Raw genomic sequence first — 17,592 nt, forward strand, 5'->3', positions numbered from 1 at the left:
TTTGGGCTTTGTTTTATGACTGATGTTGTTCAATCAGGCTTAAGGTTTCGCTACGCGCATAAAATGGTGATAAAACATTCACCAAAAGCGGTTCAAGTAATCCTTCCCGATCTAGAACTCGAATAAGTTTGGGGTAAAACCGCTGTACTTCAGTATAAATATCCTGTTCGTCTAACCCAATGCCGTAAAATAAATCCTGCAACGTATCATCACGATAAAATTCATAAAATACTTCGACACCCCGCAACACGAGATTTTGAATGAAAGGCTGCTGGCGCAGTTCTTTCCAGTATTCATAAACCAGTACAAAAAACTCTTCAATATCTAGAGGATTAATTTTAGAGATGTACTCGTAAACAGTTTTGTCTTTTACATCGTCCCAGAGTGTACGCAGTAAATCTTCAAGATCATCATTGGATAAGACACTTAGTTCTGCCAATTGCTGCTGAATCAAGCGAGCCAAGTAGTCTTCAATTTTTTGCTCAATTCGTTGCTGATGTTTGTGTGAAAAGGATTTTAGATTTTGCTGCCAACGCGCATGTAAAGTAGTGCTAGATTCGTTGCCCGATGCCGGCTGCAAAAACCTAGGCAATTTATGATGTATTGCGCTGGTGGCGATGAAGTGACACAGTTGCTCAATGGCTGGGCTGTGACGTAAGAAGGTATTGAAGTAAAGCCGAATATTGTCTAATTCTAAAAACTTGGCTAACCAGATATCAAACTGTTGATCCGAGACCAAATCATTCAAAGTTGATGGTGATTTAAGTGCGCTAAGATAAATCTGCTTAGAAATTTCACCAATGAATTCGAGTAAATCTGCACCCAACTGCATCTCAAATGCATAGCGCCGAACCACCATTTCAAGTTGTTGCATATCGATGACTTGATGGAGTTTGAGCTGTTGGAGAGACTGAAAAATCAAATGCGAGAGATGTTGTAGATACTCCGAAGAGTGCTCAGCACAGAGCTGAGACTTGAAATAATGCACCTGCTCAAGCAAAAGTGCTTGAGCAAGCTGCGCGCTAGACGATGTCTGATCCTTAGTCATCTGGTCTCCAGCCATTTACGATAGGGTAGCGGCGCTCACGGCTAAAGGCACGTGAACTAATTCGAGGGCCAATTGCACCTTGGCGACGCTTGTATTCATTACGATCAACGAGACGAATCACTTTTTCAACTACGTCTTTCTCAAAGCCTTTGGCAATAATATCGGCCTGACTTTGATCTTCTTCGATATAAGCGTAAAGAATCGCATCCAGAATATCATAAGGCGGCAATGAATCTTGATCTTTCTGATCTGGACGTAATTCTGCCGATGGCGGGCGAGTAATGACACGTTCAGGAATTACAGGCGTATCACCAAGCGTGTTGCGATATTTTGCCAGCTCAAACACGATGGTTTTATACACGTCTTTAAGTACAGAAAAACCACCCACCATATCGCCGTAAAGTGTGCAGTAACCCACTGAAATTTCAGACTTGTTACCGGTTGAAAGCACCAGATTACCAAACTTGTTAGACAGCCCCATCAACAGCGTGCCACGTGCACGTGCCTGTAGGTTTTCTTCCGTCGCATCTGCCGGTGTGTTGCCAAAAAATGGATATAGCATTTGCATGAAGCTATTTACAATCGGATGGATTTCAGCGATCCCGAAGGTAACGCCCATACGTCGCGCTTGCTCGGTCGCATCTTCCACACTGATTTGAGCCGTATAGGTATAAGGCATCATGACTGCTTGAACCTTATCGGCACCAATTGCATCGGCTGCAATCGCTAGGGTGAGTGCTGAGTCAATACCGCCAGACAAACCTAATATCACACCCGGGAAACCAGAACGTTGTACATAGTCACGCGTGGCCATCACCAAACTTTGATAAATTTCCGCCATGGTATCGAGTGCAGGCGTCACTTCAGTGGTTTTGTACTGCTTATTTTCGACATCATATTCAGCATAGTACAGCGCTTCCTTAAAGCTCGGTGCCTGTACAGCCACAGTTCCAGTGTGATTGATGACAAAGCTGGTGCCATCAAAAATAAGATCATCTTGCCCGCCTACCTGATTGAGATAAACCAGATTGACATTGAGCTGCTTAGAGAGTTCAGTCAAAGTCTGAACACGGTGCTGCGGCTTACCCACCTCATATGGTGATGCATTGAGCACCAAAACTGTTTCTACATTGAGCTGCGTGAGCTGTTGAACCGTGTTGAGTGACCAAATATCTTCACAAATCAAGACACCAAATCTGTGTCCTAAATACTCAAACACAAGGTGTTGATGCCCAGGGTTGAAGTAGCGCTTTTCATCAAAAACGCCATAGTTGGGTAAATTATGCTTGTTATAGATTCCGAGCACGACACCATCTTTCATGACAGCGGCAGAATTATAACGATGTCCTTCTTCGGTTTGATGTACAAATCCAAACACCATTACAATGTCTTTTACTTCTTTAAGTTGCTGAAATGCCTGATGCATTCGTTTACCAAGATTTGGACGTAGCAGCAAGTCTTCGGCTGGATAGCCGATGATGGAGAGTTCTGGAAAAATAATTAAATCAGCATGTTGTTTTTTAGCTTCATTTGCTTGCTCAATCATTTTTTGAGCATTTGAATCAATATTGCCAATATGCGGTGAAAATTGAGCAAGGGCAATTTTAAAACTTTTCATTCAAACCTAATCCTAGATCGATAGCACAGATATACGCCATTCGTTGCTTTTGTCATTTTCTTTTTACAACGGGGTGACGCATGGGATAACACAAAAAAAGTCAATCGAATTGAAAAACAGTGCAAGACAGATAATATATACTAATCAAAGCTTTTTCTGCGCAAAAATAACAAGAATTATCTATTTTAATCGATTTTTTATTTGTTGTAATTTGGCTGTATCTATAGCCGACATCGATTACACTCAAATTAATCTTCAATCAATAAAAAGATCATGCTACAAAATTTTCTCATCCTCAGAAGACGAAAGCTGACCTCGGGTGAAATATCACTTGCACGCGAAATTTTTAGCTCGCATCTCAATTATGATTCGATCTTTATTTGTGCACATCGTTTGGTATTGAAGCACTATGCAATCAGTCCCAATGGGCATATTTATTTTAATGTGATCGACTGGTGCGAAGATTTTTCGACGCAGTCGATTGAAAAGCAATCTTGGCTCATTCATGAATTGGTACATGTATGGCAAGTACAGCAGGGCATTAAGCTGATTCGAAAGGCTATTTTTGAGCGCCAATATCATTATGTGCTTAAGCGCGGTAAAACTTTTTTAGAGTTTGGTGTTGAGCAGCAGGCGCAAATGGTTCAAGACTACTTTCTCAAAAAACATCGTCAACAATCTTGTGATGATCTGGCTGCCTGTATTCCGTTTATTGCTTCCCCGCAATAAAAAAAGACCGCCAAATGCGGTCTTTTTTTATTGGTATAACGCTTAGGCAGCGATTAACGCTGGATGTCGCGTTTGGTTTCGCCAGTATAAAGCTGACGAGGACGACCAATTTTGTACGGAGCACTGTGCATTTCTAACCAGTGGCTGATCCAGCCAACAGTACGTGCAAGTGCAAAGATCACGGTAAACATTTCTGTTGGGATACCAATCGCTTTGAGAATGATACCTGAGTAGAAGTCTACGTTTGGATACAAGTTACGCTTGATGAAGTATTCATCAGACAACGCAATACGCTCAAGTTCCATCGCAAGTTCAAGTTGTGGATCGTTGATGCCAAGCGCAGCAAGAACTTCATCACACGTTTCTTTCATCACTTTCGCGCGTGGATCGAAGTTTTTATACACACGGTGACCAAAGCCCATGAGTTTCACTTCTTTGGTCTTCACTTTTTCCATGAAGCCAGCAACGTTTTCAACTGTACCGATCTCGTCGAGCATCTTCAGAACAGCTTCGTTTGCACCGCCGTGAGCAGGGCCCCAAAGCGCTGAAATACCCGCTGCGATACATGCATATGGATTCGCGCCAGTTGAGCCTGCCAAACGTACAGTTGACGTTGATGCATTTTGCTCATGATCCGCATGAAGCGTGAAAATACGATCCATTGCTTTAGCTAGAATCGGATCTACTTTGTAATCACGATCTGCAGGTGTCGCAAACATCATATGCAGGAAGTTTTCTGCATAGCCCAAGTCATTGCGAGGGTAGATGAAAGGTTGACCCACCGTGTACTTGTAGCTCCACGCTGCAAGCGTCGGAATTTTTGCGATCAAGCGGATAGCAGTAATTTCACGATGATTCACGTCTTCGATGTTTAACTGGTTATGATAGAACGCAGATAAAGCACCAACCACACCAACCATGATTGCCATTGGGTGCGCATCACGACGGAAACCATTAAAGAAACGGCTTACTTGGTCGTGAACCATAGTGTGGTTACGCACCTTCGCATCAAATTCTTCTTTTTGCTCTTTGGTTGGGAGTTCACCATTTAAGAGCAAATAACATGTTTCGAGATAATCCGCCTGAGTTGCAAGCTGATCGATTGGGTAGCCGCGGTGTAATAACACACCTTCGTTCCCGTCGATGAAGGTAATCTTCGATTCACAAGAAGCGGTCGCCATGAAACCAGGATCAAACGTAAAATGACCTGCGGCCAATACATCCTTAACGTCGATTACATCTGGGCCTAATGTGCCGCTGTAAATTGGTAATTCAATTTCTTTGCCATCAAGCTTTAGTACGGCTTTCTTGCCAGTTGCTTCAGACATTCAATAGATCTCCTGTCCTGGTGAATGTTGATCTGAATCGAAGTATTAATCTTTTAATGCACGAATCAGACGGGTCAAAAATTGTTACTAAGATTAGTGTGAACTGAAATTTTGTCAATTATACTAATGGATAAAAAAGTAGCGTCACCACAAGTATTTAGTTTAACTGTTAAGGGTTAAAAAAATGAATAAAATCACAGTATCGACGCGCTATGATAAGTCAAATTTATGACGCCGTGCAGAAAAAAATTGGGTCTAAAATCTAAATTGTAAACAAATTTTTAGAGCAATTAATCCATCTGGCTATTGGTAGATTATGCCAACGCATTATGAAAATGGCTTAAAACCCATAACTTACCGAGTATTTACCTCGAATGGGTTAATCGGTTTCATGCTTTAAAACAGATAGGCCAGTATTTCTAAAATTGATTCAACTGGTTAAAAAATAGCTAATTGAACTCATCATTCACCTCAAAATTTGTACTTTTCAGAACGTATAGGGCGGTTAATAAGATTATTTTTGTGTGAATTTAAATCAAATTTGATTGTGTAGTTGAAGTTATTCACAAAGTAAGTAGTTCTTTATAATAGCGATATAAGGCTGCAAAGAATATAAAAGCAGCACGACATTTTATAAAAAAATATAAGCTTTATGATTTAAAGCGGATTCAGAATAAGCTTAAACCTTCAATTGCAATCTGTGTAAGCAAAGAGTTCAGTTGTATTTAATATCTTTGGTCTAATTCTCATATGATGAAGATCATAAAGCCAATTAAAGCTGGTTTTTTTAAAATAGTATATAAAAATAGAGACATACGAGTTTTTAATCTAATTAACGATGATTATGTGACCAATTCGTATAGGTAAATGATTCTTATTTGCTTAATTTTATATGAAAAAGAGGTTTTTCATTGTTTGTAATTTGATTTTTGACGTTTTATAATTCAAGAGTCGTTTATTAAGTAGGCATTTGCTTGCCTTCAATGCCAGCTTTCCTTCGAATTAATTCAAACAAACTCCAGCTGGAGTTTTTACTACAGGATGCCCGCTGTGAAAAGCAACAGACCTGTCAATTTGTCCATGGGTCAGGTGTTAGCGGTAAACTTACGCTCACCCGTGGCTATTGCATCAATCTTACACCGTCTCTCTGGTGTCATCGTATTTCTATTAATTCCCGTTCTATTATGGATTTTGGATAAATCCTTAGCATCACCAGAAGGATTTGAATACGTAAAAACAGTTATCTTCGGAAATATTTTAGTACGATTCATCGTATGGGTATTTGTAGCAGGTTTAATTTATCACTTCATTGCTGGTGTTAAACACTTGCTTGCTGATCTTGGCTTTGCAGAAGAGCTTCAAAGTGGGCGAACTGCCGCTACAGTTGCATTGATCTTATCTGTGATTGGTATCATCGCAGCCTTCGTATGGATTATGTTCTAATGAAAAGTGCTACAGGATTAACAGGTTCAGGTTCTCGCGATTGGTTTGTCCAGCGTATTAGTGCTGTTGTTTTAGCCGTATATACAGTCGTGATCATGGGTTGGATTTTGTTTCATGGTGGCTTTAACTATGAGCAATGGTCTGGTTTCATGATGACTTTACCAATGAAGATTTTGTCTTTGTTGGCTGTATTGTCATTGGCAGCACACGCTTGGATTGGTATGTGGCAAGTATTTACTGACTATGTAACGACTCGTCAAATGGGTCCTTCAGCTTCAGGTTTACGTCTGGTTCTAACAACGGCTGTCATTATTGCCGTGTTTGTATTTGTAATCTGGGGTATCCAGATTTTCTGGGCGAATTGATAGGAAGACATCATGGGCGCGATAAACCCTAAAGAAGATTATTCAAATATCCAAAACCTCACCTTTGATGCTGTCATCGTTGGTGGTGGTGGTTCTGGTATGCGTGCAGCGTATCAACTTGCACAAGCGGGTTTAAAAGTTGCTGTTTTGACTAAAGTATTCCCAACACGTTCGCACACGGTTGCCGCGCAAGGTGGTATCGGTGCATCGTTAGGCAACATGCAAGAAGATAACTGGCACTATCACTTTTACGACACCGTAAAAGGCTCTGACTGGTTAGGTGATCAAGACGCGATCGAATATATGACGCGTGAAGCACCTAAAGTGGTGTACGAGCTTGAACACATGGGTATGCCGTTTGACCGTAACGAAGATGGAACGATTTATCAGCGTCCATTTGGTGGTCACTCTGCAAACTATGGTGCAAAAGCAGTACCACGTGCCTGTGCAGCCGCTGACCGTACAGGTCATGCGCTTTTACATACGTTGTATCAAAGCAACGTAAAAATGGGCACACAGTTCTTTGTTGAATGGATTGCGCTTGACCTGATCCGTAACAATGAAGGTGATGTACTTGGTGTAACCGCTTACGACCAAGAAACAGGTAATATTGCCGTATTCCAAGCCAAAGCAACTTTGTTCGCTACGGGTGGTGCAGGCCGAGTTTACCGTGCATCAACCAACGCTTATATTAATACAGGCGATGGTCTGGGTATGGCAGCGCGTGCAGGTATTCCATTACAAGATATGGAATTCTGGCAATTTCACCCAACGGGTGTTGCCGGAGCTGGCGTACTGTTGACAGAAGGTTGTCGTGGTGAAGGTGGTATTTTGCGTAACAAGGACGGCGAACCGTTCATGGAGCGCTATGCACCAACATTGAAAGACTTGGCACCGCGTGACTTCGTATCACGTTCAATGGACCAAGAGATCAAAGAAGGGCGTGGCTGTGGCCCTAAAGGCGACTACATTCTTCTTGATATGACGCACTTGGGTGCAGAAACCATCATGAAGCGTTTACCGTCTGTTTTTGAGATTGGTAAAAAGTTTGCAAACGTTGACTGTACCAAAGAGCCAATTCCTGTTGTACCTACAATTCACTACCAAATGGGTGGTATCCCGACCAATATCCATGGTCAGGTTGTGGTGCCGCATGGTGTGGAAGAAGGCGAGTTTACTGCACACTACGACAAAGACACTAAACAATATACCTACCAAGGTACGCGCGATTATGTAAAACCGGTTAAAGGTTTTTATGCAATCGGTGAGTGTTCGTGTGTGTCAGTTCACGGTGCGAACCGTTTGGGAACCAACTCATTGCTTGATTTGGTGGTATTTGGTAAGGCGGCTGGTGAACATATCATTGATTATGTGACCAAGCACCATGGTGATGATTATGCACCATTACCAAATGACGTACTTGAAAACACATTGGCACGTATTCGCAAACTAGATGATTCAACTTCTGGTGAGAATGCACAAGAAATTGCCGATACAATCCGTGACATCGTACAGGATCATGCTGGTGTATTCCGTACTCAAGCTTTGCTTGACAAGGGTGTACAAGAAATCCTTGCGATGGAATCTCGTGTACGTAACATTCATTTGAAAGACAAATCAAGAGTATTTAACACCGCGCGTGTTGAAGCGCTTGAAGTTGAAAACTTGTATGAAGTTGCGAAAGCTACATTAATTTCTGCTGCTGCACGTAAAGAATGTCGTGGTGCGCATACAGTGGTTGACTACGAGTTGGCTCCTGATCACCCAACGTATTCATATGGTCGCCGTGACGATGAATGGATGAAACACACATTGTGGTATTCATCGGATAACCGTCTTGAGTACAAGCCAGTTCGTTTCAATCCGTTAACGGTTGAAGCAATTGAACCTAAACCACGTACATTCTAATCGGGAGACTAAAGATGAGTAGAGGTACTCGTACATTCGAAATCTACCGCTATGATCCTGATAAGGATAAAGCGCCGTACATGCAAACTTTCACGCTCGAGCTAACCGACAAGCACCGTATGTTGCTTGATGCGTTACTTGCACTGAAAGTACAGGATGAAACCTTGACATTCCGCCGTTCATGCCGAGAAGGTATTTGTGGTTCTGATGGTGTGAATATCAATGGTAAAAATGGTCTGGCGTGTTTGTGGAACCTCAACGATTTGCCTGAAAAAATCGTGATTCGTCCTCTACCAGGCTTGCCAGTGATTAAGGATCTGGTTGTAGACATGAACCAGTTCTACGATCAATACAACAAGATCCAGCCATTCCTGATTAACAATCAGCCAGCGCCACCAAAAGAGCGTTTACAGTCTCAAGCCGACCGTGAGCATCTTGACGGCCTGTATGAATGTATCTTGTGTGCGTGTTGTTCGACATCATGCCCATCGTTCTGGTGGAACCCAGACAAATTCTTGGGTCCATCTGCGCTACTAAACGCTTATCGCTTTATTATCGATTCGCGTGATACCGCTACTCAAGAACGTTTGGCGCGTTTGGACGACCCATTCTCATTGTTCCGTTGTAAAGGAATCATGAACTGTGTATCTGTTTGCCCGAAAGGTTTGAACCCAACAAAAGCAATTGGTCACATTCGTAACATGCTTCTCGATCAAGCAGGTTAATTCCGTTAAAAAAAGCGCACATATTTATGTGCGCTTTTTTTATTAAAAATAAATGGGACTAATGTCTAAATTGCATCTAAAATGTATATCAAGCACCATAGGTTATCAGCTAAAATAGCCAATGTATTTTGTCAATTTATAAGAGGTATATGTCAAAAAAATCAATTCGTGTAAGCAGAACATGATACGATTTGAAACGAAATTTTATGCCCACAAAGTGCATAATAGGCCATATACACGAAGCACGATTTTTGATTGTGCTTAATTTTTATGTAGAAGAGTTATTTTAGAAAAGCCAAATAGCGGTAAGATTTTGTTTTTCTAAGATGATTTGCAAAAATTGCTCGGCGTCGCCGAGTATACAGATGATAAATGATGCCAATGACGGCGTTGTTTTTCATTGATTATGTCAAGGAAACTTGATGTGGTCATAACGCCCCCTTTGGTCTCAGCGCCAGAATGGGTTTGTAATGCCATTTTACAATTTGGCGTTATCAATCATGGGTCTGTTTAAAAAAGCAACCCGTAATGTTTTTGCAATAGGAAATGGGTCCACAAATGCAAGATGTTGCTGACGCTTTGCGTCTTGACACTGAACTTTCCGCTGATAGCGCAGCGTATATTGAACAGCTTTACGAGCAATACCTGACCTCCCCAACCTCTGTGACAGAGGACTGGCGCCAATACTTCGATAAATTCCCAAAAGGTGATCAACCACACAGCAATGTGCGTGAGCAGTTCTTATTACTTGGACGTAATTCGAGCCGTGTACAAGCAGTTGTACAGAGTTCGGTAAGCAGTGATCATGAGCGTCGTCAGATTGGTGTCTTACAACTCATCGCAGCATATCGTAACCGTGGTCATCAAAAAGCAAAACTCGATCCACTAGGTCTTGCAAAACGCGAAGACGTTCCAGATCTTGATTTATCTGCTCATGGTTTAACGAAGTCTGATCTTGATACGATATTCAATACCAGTAATCTTGCTATTGGTAAAACTGAAGCTACTCTCGGTGAAATGATCGATGCAATGGAAGCCATTTATTGTGGTTCTATTGGTGCAGAATACATGCATATTGTCGACACCAAAGAAAAACGCTGGATTCAACAACGTTTAGAGAGTGCGCGTGGTCAGTTCAATTTTACCAATGACCAGAAAAAAGGACTACTGGAGCGCTTAACTGCTGCGGAAGGCCTTGAAAAGTTTTTGGGTAACAAATACGTCGGCGCTAAGCGCTTTGGTGTAGAAGGTGGTGAAGCCTTCATCCCAATGATGAACGAAATTATTCAGCGTGCAGGCTCTGTGGGCTGTAAAGAAGTTGTGATTGGTATGCCACACCGTGGTCGTCTCAACCTTCTTGTAAATATTATGGGTAAAAACCCAGCTGATCTTTTTGGTGAGTTTGAAGGTAAATCAATTCATAAAAAAGGTTCGGGTGACGTAAAATACCACCAAGGCTTCTCATCAAATGTCATGACGTCAGGTGGCGAAGTACATTTGGCATTGGCATTTAACCCGTCGCATCTTGAAATTGTTGGACCAGTGGTTGAAGGTTCGGTTCGTGCACGCCAAGTTCGTCGTAAAGACATCGGTGGTGATGACGTTCTTCCGGTGATCGTTCACGGTGACGCTGCATTTGCAGGTCAGGGTGTTAACCAAGAAACCTTCCAAATGTCGCAAACTCGCGGTTATACGGTTGGTGGTACGGTTCATATCGTCATCAATAACCAAGTGGGTTTCACCACTTCAGATCCACGCGATGCTCGCTCAACTGAATACTGTACCGATATCGCGAAAATGGTTCAGTCACCAATTTTCCATGTAAATGGTGATGATCCTGAAGCGGTCGCGTTTATTGCACAGTTGGCCCACGATTTCCGTCATACTTTCCGTAAAGACGTTGTAATTGATTTGTTCTGTTACCGTCGTCGCGGCCACAATGAAGCAGATGAGCCATCTGCAACTCAGCCGTTGATGTATCAGGTGATCAATAAAAAGCCAACTACTCGTACGCTTTATGCCGACAAATTGGTACAAGAAAAAGTACTTGATCGTGCAGAAGCGGACAAACTGATTGAAGATTACCGTGCTGATTTAGAAGCCGGTAATCACGTTGCAAATGCGCTGGTTCTTGAGCCAAACACCAAGATGTTTGTCGATTGGAAACCGTATTTGGGCCATGACTATACAGACGTTTGGGATACCACAACCGATATCAATCGCTTAAAAGCGCTTGGTGAAGGAATGCGTAAGCTACCTGAAGGTTTTGTGATGCAACGCCAAGTGCAAAAAGTCATTGACGACCGTTTGAAAATGCAAACGGGTGAAATGCCATTGAACTGGGGTGCTGCTGAAACACTGGCCTACGCAACACTTGTTGATGAAGGTTACTTGGTTCGTATTACTGGTGAAGATGTTGGCCGTGGTACGTTCTCGCATCGTCATGCGAAATTGCATAACCAAGTCGACGGTTCAACTTATATCCCGCTTTGTCATGTGAAGGAAAATCAGCCACGCTTTGCGTTGTATGATTCTTTGTTGTCTGAAGAGGCCGTTCTGGCATTTGAATATGGCTATGCGACAACTATTCCAAACAGCTTGATCATCTGGGAAGCTCAGTTTGGTGACTTCGCTAACTGTGCGCAAGTTGTGATTGACCAGTTTATTGCATCTGGTGAAACCAAGTGGGAGCGTGTGTGTGGTTTGACCATGTTGCTACCTCATGGCTTTGAAGGTCAGGGGCCAGAGCATTCATCTGCACGTCTTGAGCGCTTCTTGCAGCTTTGTGCAGAAGACAACATGCAAGTGATCACACCAACCACACCAGCGCAGATTTTCCATGCGTTACGTCGTCAGGCAGTTCGTCCAATTCGTAAGCCAATGATTGTAATGTCACCTAAGTCGTTGCTTCGTCATAAACTTGCGACATCAACACTCGATGAGCTTGCGAACGGCACATTCCAAACCGTGATTGATGAAGTTGATCAAATCAATAAAGCAGATGTTACCCGTCTAGTTTTGTGTGGCGGTAAGGTCTACTACGATTTGCTTGAAAAACGTCGTGAGCTTGAGTTAAACAACGTTGCGTTGGTTCGTATCGAACAGCTCTATCCGTACCCAGAAAAACGCTTGGAAGAAGTGCTTGCAGCTTATCCAAATGTTAAAGATGTGGTGTGGTGTCAAGAAGAGCCGAAGAACCAAGGTGCTTGGTTGTTTATCGCGCCGCGTCTATATGACGACATCTTGAAATCTGGAAAACAAATCCGCATCAGCTATGCAGGTCGTGAAGCATCGGCTGCACCAGCATGTGGTTCACCATACTTGCACGCAAAACAACAAGCTCAGCTCATTCATGATGCATTAGCAATCGAAGCTGAACAATCAGGAGAGACAAAATAATGGCAACCGAAATTAAAGCACCGGTATTCCCAGAGTCAGTTGCAGACGGAACCATTGCAACTTGGCATAAAAAAGTTGGGGAAGCAGTATCACGTGATGAAGTCATTTGTGATATTGAAACTGATAAAGTTGTTTTAGAAGTGGTTGCTCCAGCTGATGGTCAACTTGTTTCTATCGTGAAAGATGAAGGCGAAACAGTTTTATCTGACGAAGTAATTGCACAGTTCCAAGAAGGTGCAGTTTCTGGCGCCAATGAAACTCAATCAGTTCAAAGCGATTCAAAAGTAGAACAAGCAGCATCTAAAACTGAAGCGGGTGCGGCACCAGTTGTAGAACGTGCACAACCTGTATCTGATCAAGCACCAGCTGTGCGTAAAGCATTGACTGAAACAGGCATCAGTGCAGCAGATGTTCAAGGTACAGGCCGTGGTGGTCGTATCACTAAAGAAGACGTGACCAATCACCAAGCAAAACCAGCAGCACCTGCTGCTGCACCGCTTAGCGTTGCGGTCGGTGAGCGTATCGAAAAGCGTGTTCCAATGACACGTCTGCGTAAGCGCGTAGCCGAGCGTCTTCTTGCTGCAACTCAAGAAACCGCAATGTTAACTACGTTTAACGAAGTGAACATGAAACCAATCATGGAAATGCGTGCACAGTACAAAGATGCGTTTGAAAAACGTCATGGTGCGCGTCTTGGCTTTATGTCTTTCTTCGTGAAAGCTGCAACTGAAGCATTGAAACGTTATCCAGCTGTAAATGCGTCTATCGATGGCGATGATATTGTTTATCATGGCTATTACGATATCGGCGTTGCTGTTTCTTCTGACCGTGGTCTTGTGGTTCCAGTACTTCGTGATACTGACCGTATGAACTATGCTGAAGTTGAAAACGGTATCCGTGACTATGCTTACAAGGCACGTGATGGCAAATTGGGTATTGAAGACATGACAGGCGGTACATTCACCATTACTAATGGTGGTACGTTCGGTTCATTGCTTTCTACACCAATCTTGAATACACCACAAACTGCAATTTTGGGCATGCATAAGATCCAAGAGCGTCCAATGGCAGTGAATGGTCAGGTTGAAATTTTACCAATGATGTATCTTGCACTTTCTTATGACCACCGTTTAATCGATGGTAAAGAAGCTGTTGGTTTCTTGGTAACCATCAAAGAGCTTCTTGAAGAGCCTGCAAAACTTATCCTTGATCTTTAATTTAGTCCGTATAAACACCCAAGTTGAGTCATTTCGCTTGGGTTCATGGAGATAAAAATGTCTCAACAGTTTGATCTTGTTGTAATTGGCGGTGGACCTGGTGGCTATGAAGCGGCAATTCGCGCTGCTCAGCTTGGCTTTAAAGTTGCGTGTATTGAAAAGCGTATCCATAAAGGCAAGCCATCTTTAGGTGGTACTTGCTTAAACGTAGGCTGTATCCCGTCTAAAGCACTTTTAGACTCAGCGCATCGCTTTGAAGATACCGCACATCACCTAGATGACCACGGTATTACAACAGGTGAAGTCAAAATTGACATCGCAAAAATGTTGGCACGTAAAGATAAAGTTGTCGAAAACTTAACGGGCGGTGTGGCTCAGTTATTAAAAGGCAATGGTATCGAGTGGTTACAAGGGACAGGTAAACTCCTTGCCGGTAAAAAAGTTGAGTTTGTGCCATTTGAAGGCGAAACTCAGGTTTTAGAGCCGAAATACGTGATTCTTGCTTCTGGTTCAGTACCAGTAAATATTCCGGTAGCACCAGTCGATCAAGACTTGATTGTTGACTCAACTGGCGCACTCGAGTTTGCTGAAGTGCCTAAGCGTTTAGGTGTGATTGGCGCGGGTGTAATTGGTCTCGAGCTTGGTTCTGTATGGCGTCGTTTGGGGGCTGAAGTTGTTGTGTTTGAAGCATTGGATACATTCCTTCCAATGGCAGATAAGGCACTTGCTAAAGACTTCCAAAAAATCTTGACCAAACAAGGTCTTGATATTCGCATTGGTGCAAAAGTTGCTGCGACTGAAGTAAATGGTCGTGAAGTGACTGTGAAATACAACCAAGGCGGCGAAGACAAAGAACAAGTATTCGACAAGCTTATCGTTTGTGTTGGCCGTAAGCCATATGCAGAAGGTTTGTTGGCTGAAGATGCGGGTATCAAGTTGACTGAACGTGGTTTCATTGAAGTCAATGACCACTGCGCAACTTCTCTTGAAGGTGTTTATGCAATTGGTGATCTTGTACGTGGTCCTATGCTTGCGCATAAAGCCATGGAAGAAGGTGTAATGGCGGTTGAACGTATTCACGGTCATGCAGCACAAGTGAACTACGATACAATTATCAGCGTTATTTATACGCATCCTGAAGCAGCTTGGGTTGGCTTGACTGAAGAAGCAGCGAAAGAAAAAGGTCATGACGTTAAAACGGGTCAATTCCCATTTGCAGTCAACGGCCGTGCTTTAGCAGCAGGTGAAGCAGCAGGTTTTGTGAAGTTTGTGGCTGATGCAAAAACCGACCGTTTGTTGGGTATGCACGTGATTGGACCAGGTGCATCTGACATTGTTCACCAAGGTATGATTGCACTTGAGTTTGTTTCTTCTGTAGAAGATTTACAATTAATGACATTTGGTCATCCAACCTATTCTGAAGTGGTACATGAAGCCGCTTTAGCGGTTGATGGTCGTGCCATTCACGCAATTCAACGCAAACGTAAGTAAGATTGAAAAGAGCGGTTTAGACCGCTCTTTTTTGTTTAAGATGGTTGTTTATATTTGAATAATCATCTAAAAATAAGTACAAATGAAATTGAAAAAATGATCTGTATTTACTGAGACGGATGTTTAAGTACAGGTTAGTTATAACAAGGGCAAAAGTCGTAAAAAGGTAACTAAATGAATTTACATGAGTATCAAGCCAAAACATTGTTGAAAAAATATGGCGTGTCAGTCCAAGAAGGAATTTTGGCACGAAATGCAGAAGAAGCAGTTGCTGCATTTGAACAATTAGGTGGCAAGTTTGCCGTGATGAAAGCCCAAGTACATGCGGGTGGCCGCGGTAAAGCTGGTGGTGTAAAGGTAGTTAAATCGAAAGAAGAAGCTGCAGACTACGCCAACCAGTTGATTGGTACGAATCTTGTAACGTATCAAACCGATGCCAACGGCCAGCCGGTCAACAGTGTCTTGATCTGCGAAGATGTGTATCCCGTTGAACGTGAGCTATACCTAGGTGCTGTGGTGGATCGTTCAAGCCGTCGCGTAACTTTTATGGCTTCAACCGAAGGTGGCGTTGAAATCGAGAAAGTAGCTGAAGAAACGCCAGAAAAAATTATTAAAGTCGAAGTAGATCCACTTGTAGGCTTACAACCGTTCCAAGCACGTGAAGTTGCATTTGCATTACAACTTAAAGACAAACAGGTGAGCCAGTTTGTGAAGCTAATGACAGGTGCTTATCAAGCATTTGTAGAAAATGATTTTGCCCTATTTGAAATTAATCCACTCTCAGTTCGTGAAAACGGCGATATTCTTGCGGTCGATGCTAAAATTGGCATCGATTCAAACGCCTTGTATCGTTTGCCAGAGCTTGCAGCAGCACGTGACAAATCACAAGAAAATGAGCGCGAATTAAAAGCGTCTGAGTTTGAACTGAACTATGTCGCACTTGAAGGTAATATTGGCTGTATGGTCAATGGTGCAGGGCTTGCAATGGCCACAATGGATATTATCAAGCTGTACGGCGGTCAACCAGCAAACTTCCTTGATGTAGGCGGTGGTGCAACCAAAGAGCGCGTGATTGAAGCCTTTAAGCTCATTTTGGCTGATACCTCTGTTCAAGGTGTCTTAATCAATATCTTTGGTGGAATTGTACGTTGCGACATGATTGCCGAAGCCATTATTGCAGCCGTTCAAGAGGTGAATGTAACCGTTCCTGTCGTGGTTCGTCTAGAAGGCAACAACGCAGAATTGGGTGCAAAAATTCTCGACGAATCGGGTTTAAAACTGACATCTGCCAACGGATTATCGGATGCGGCAGAGAAAATTGTTGCTGCGGTAAAAGGTTAAGGGAGTATAAAAATGAGCGTATTAATTAATAAAGACACAAAAGTATTGGTTCAAGGTTTTACGGGTAAAAACGGCACATTTCATTCAGCCCAAGCGCTAGATTACGGCACGAAAGTCGTGGGTGGGGTAACGCCAGGCAAAGGTGGGACTACTCATCTGGACTTGCCAGTATTTAATACCATGAAAGATGCGGTTCGTGAAACTCATGCTGATGCATCGGTTATTTATGTTCCGGCACCTTTTGTTTTAGACTCCATTGTTGAAGCGGTCGATTCAGGTGTGAGTCTGATTGTTGTGATCACTGAAGGTGTGCCAACCCTAGATATGCTCAAAGCCAAGCGTTACCTTGAAACCTACGGTAATGGTGTGCGTTTAGTTGGACCAAACTGCCCAGGTGTGATTACTCCAGGCGAATGTAAAATCGGAATTATGCCGGGTCATATTCATCAACCGGGTCGTATTGGGATTATTTCTCGTTCGGGTACTTTGACTTATGAGGCTGTGGCGCAAACCACAAAACTCGGTTTAGGTCAGTCTACTTGTATCGGAATTGGGGGTGATCCAATTCCAGGAATGAACCAAATCGATGCATTGAAACTTTTCCAAGATGACCCAGATACCGATGCGATCATTATGATTGGTGAAATCGGCGGCTCTGCGGAAGAAGAAGCAGCTGAATACATCCAATCGAATGTAAGTAAGCCAGTTGTTGGATATATTGCTGGTGTGACTGCACCAAAAGGCAAACGTATGGGGCATGCAGGCGCAATTATTTCGGGCGGTAAAGGGACAGCAGAAGAGAAATTTGCTGCATTTGAACGTGCAGGCATGGCGTATACGCGTAGCCCGGCCGAACTCGGCTCGACCATGCATAAGGTCCTTAAGGAAAAAGGTTTGGTATAATTTTTAAGCTTTATCCAATAAAAACCCTTCAGAACATCTGAAGGGTTTTTTGTTTTCTGATTTGTCATTCGGCAAAA

The 17,592-nt window shown here is 42.9% G+C and carries 13 protein-coding genes; 10 read left to right on the forward strand and 3 right to left on the reverse strand.

Going from position 1 to position 17,592, the window contains the following annotated elements; all coding sequences use genetic code 11:
• Nucleotides 1–13 precede the first annotated feature (13 nt).
• The gene (locus QLG00_RS00520) at nucleotides 14–1,048 is read right to left on the reverse strand and encodes a hypothetical protein (protein ID WP_282470340.1); all 1,035 of its coding nucleotides are present in this window, start codon (nucleotides 1,046–1,048) and stop codon (nucleotides 14–16) included.
• Complete coding sequence (locus tag QLG00_RS00525; protein ID WP_282470341.1) at nucleotides 1,041–2,666, reverse strand: NAD+ synthase; 1,626 nt, start codon at nucleotides 2,664–2,666, stop codon at nucleotides 1,041–1,043. The genes QLG00_RS00520 and QLG00_RS00525 overlap by 8 nt, the downstream gene beginning before the upstream one ends.
• Nucleotides 2,667–2,939: 273 nt before the next feature.
• Between QLG00_RS00525 and QLG00_RS00530 the strand changes: the two genes are divergently transcribed.
• Entirely contained in the window at nucleotides 2,940–3,395 is a 456-nt protein-coding gene (locus QLG00_RS00530) for a hypothetical protein (RefSeq protein ID WP_048765958.1), read from the forward strand.
• A 53-nt stretch (nucleotides 3,396–3,448) separates the two neighbouring features.
• Here QLG00_RS00530 and gltA read toward each other — a convergent pair whose 3' ends face one another.
• Nucleotides 3,449–4,723, reverse strand: a complete 1,275-nt coding sequence (gltA, locus tag QLG00_RS00535; protein ID WP_004940950.1) for a citrate synthase — start codon at nucleotides 4,721–4,723, stop codon at nucleotides 3,449–3,451.
• A gap of 1,041 nt (nucleotides 4,724–5,764) precedes the next feature.
• Between gltA and sdhC the strand changes: the two genes are divergently transcribed.
• The 9 genes from sdhC to sucD all read left to right on the forward strand — a co-directional run bounded on the left by sdhC (nucleotide 5,765) and on the right by sucD (nucleotide 17,515).
• Nucleotides 5,765–6,166: a succinate dehydrogenase, cytochrome b556 subunit gene (gene sdhC, locus QLG00_RS00540; protein WP_088459624.1), complete on the forward strand. Its 402-nt coding sequence runs from the start codon at nucleotides 5,765–5,767 to the stop codon at nucleotides 6,164–6,166.
• The gene (gene sdhD / locus QLG00_RS00545; RefSeq protein WP_004940945.1) at nucleotides 6,166–6,531 is read left to right on the forward strand and encodes a succinate dehydrogenase, hydrophobic membrane anchor protein; all 366 of its coding nucleotides are present in this window, start codon (nucleotides 6,166–6,168) and stop codon (nucleotides 6,529–6,531) included. The genes sdhC and sdhD overlap by 1 nt, the downstream gene beginning before the upstream one ends.
• A 12-nt stretch (nucleotides 6,532–6,543) precedes the next feature.
• Nucleotides 6,544–8,439 (forward strand): succinate dehydrogenase flavoprotein subunit, encoded by a 1,896-nt coding sequence (gene sdhA, locus QLG00_RS00550; protein WP_004940941.1) that lies wholly within the window; start codon nucleotides 6,544–6,546, stop codon nucleotides 8,437–8,439.
• Nucleotides 8,440–8,453: 14 nt separating this feature from the next.
• The gene (locus QLG00_RS00555; RefSeq protein WP_004940938.1) at nucleotides 8,454–9,164 is read left to right on the forward strand and encodes a succinate dehydrogenase iron-sulfur subunit; all 711 of its coding nucleotides are present in this window, start codon (nucleotides 8,454–8,456) and stop codon (nucleotides 9,162–9,164) included.
• A gap of 558 nt (nucleotides 9,165–9,722) precedes the next feature.
• Nucleotides 9,723–12,563, forward strand: coding sequence for a 2-oxoglutarate dehydrogenase E1 component (locus tag QLG00_RS00560; protein WP_004943169.1), 2,841 nt, complete (start codon nucleotides 9,723–9,725; stop codon nucleotides 12,561–12,563).
• Nucleotides 12,563–13,780, forward strand: a complete 1,218-nt coding sequence (odhB, locus tag QLG00_RS00565; RefSeq protein ID WP_004940933.1) for a 2-oxoglutarate dehydrogenase complex dihydrolipoyllysine-residue succinyltransferase — start codon at nucleotides 12,563–12,565, stop codon at nucleotides 13,778–13,780. The genes QLG00_RS00560 and odhB overlap by 1 nt, the downstream gene beginning before the upstream one ends.
• A gap of 57 nt (nucleotides 13,781–13,837) precedes the next feature.
• Nucleotides 13,838–15,271, forward strand: coding sequence for a dihydrolipoyl dehydrogenase (gene lpdA / locus QLG00_RS00570; protein ID WP_004940928.1), 1,434 nt, complete (start codon nucleotides 13,838–13,840; stop codon nucleotides 15,269–15,271).
• Between the two features lie 174 nt (nucleotides 15,272–15,445).
• Entirely contained in the window at nucleotides 15,446–16,612 is a 1,167-nt protein-coding gene (gene sucC / locus QLG00_RS00575) for an ADP-forming succinate--CoA ligase subunit beta (RefSeq protein WP_004940924.1), read from the forward strand.
• A 12-nt stretch (nucleotides 16,613–16,624) separates the two neighbouring features.
• Nucleotides 16,625–17,515 carry a succinate--CoA ligase subunit alpha gene (gene sucD / locus QLG00_RS00580; protein WP_004940921.1) on the forward strand — a complete coding sequence of 297 codons (891 nt, stop codon included), beginning with the start codon at nucleotides 16,625–16,627 and terminating at the stop codon, nucleotides 17,513–17,515.
• Nucleotides 17,516–17,592: the final 77 nt, after the last annotated feature.

Origin of the sequence: Acinetobacter sp. V89_7, assembly GCF_029967895.1 — a bacterium.
In the GTDB taxonomy this organism is placed as follows: Bacteria; Pseudomonadota; Gammaproteobacteria; order Pseudomonadales; family Moraxellaceae; genus Acinetobacter; species Acinetobacter soli.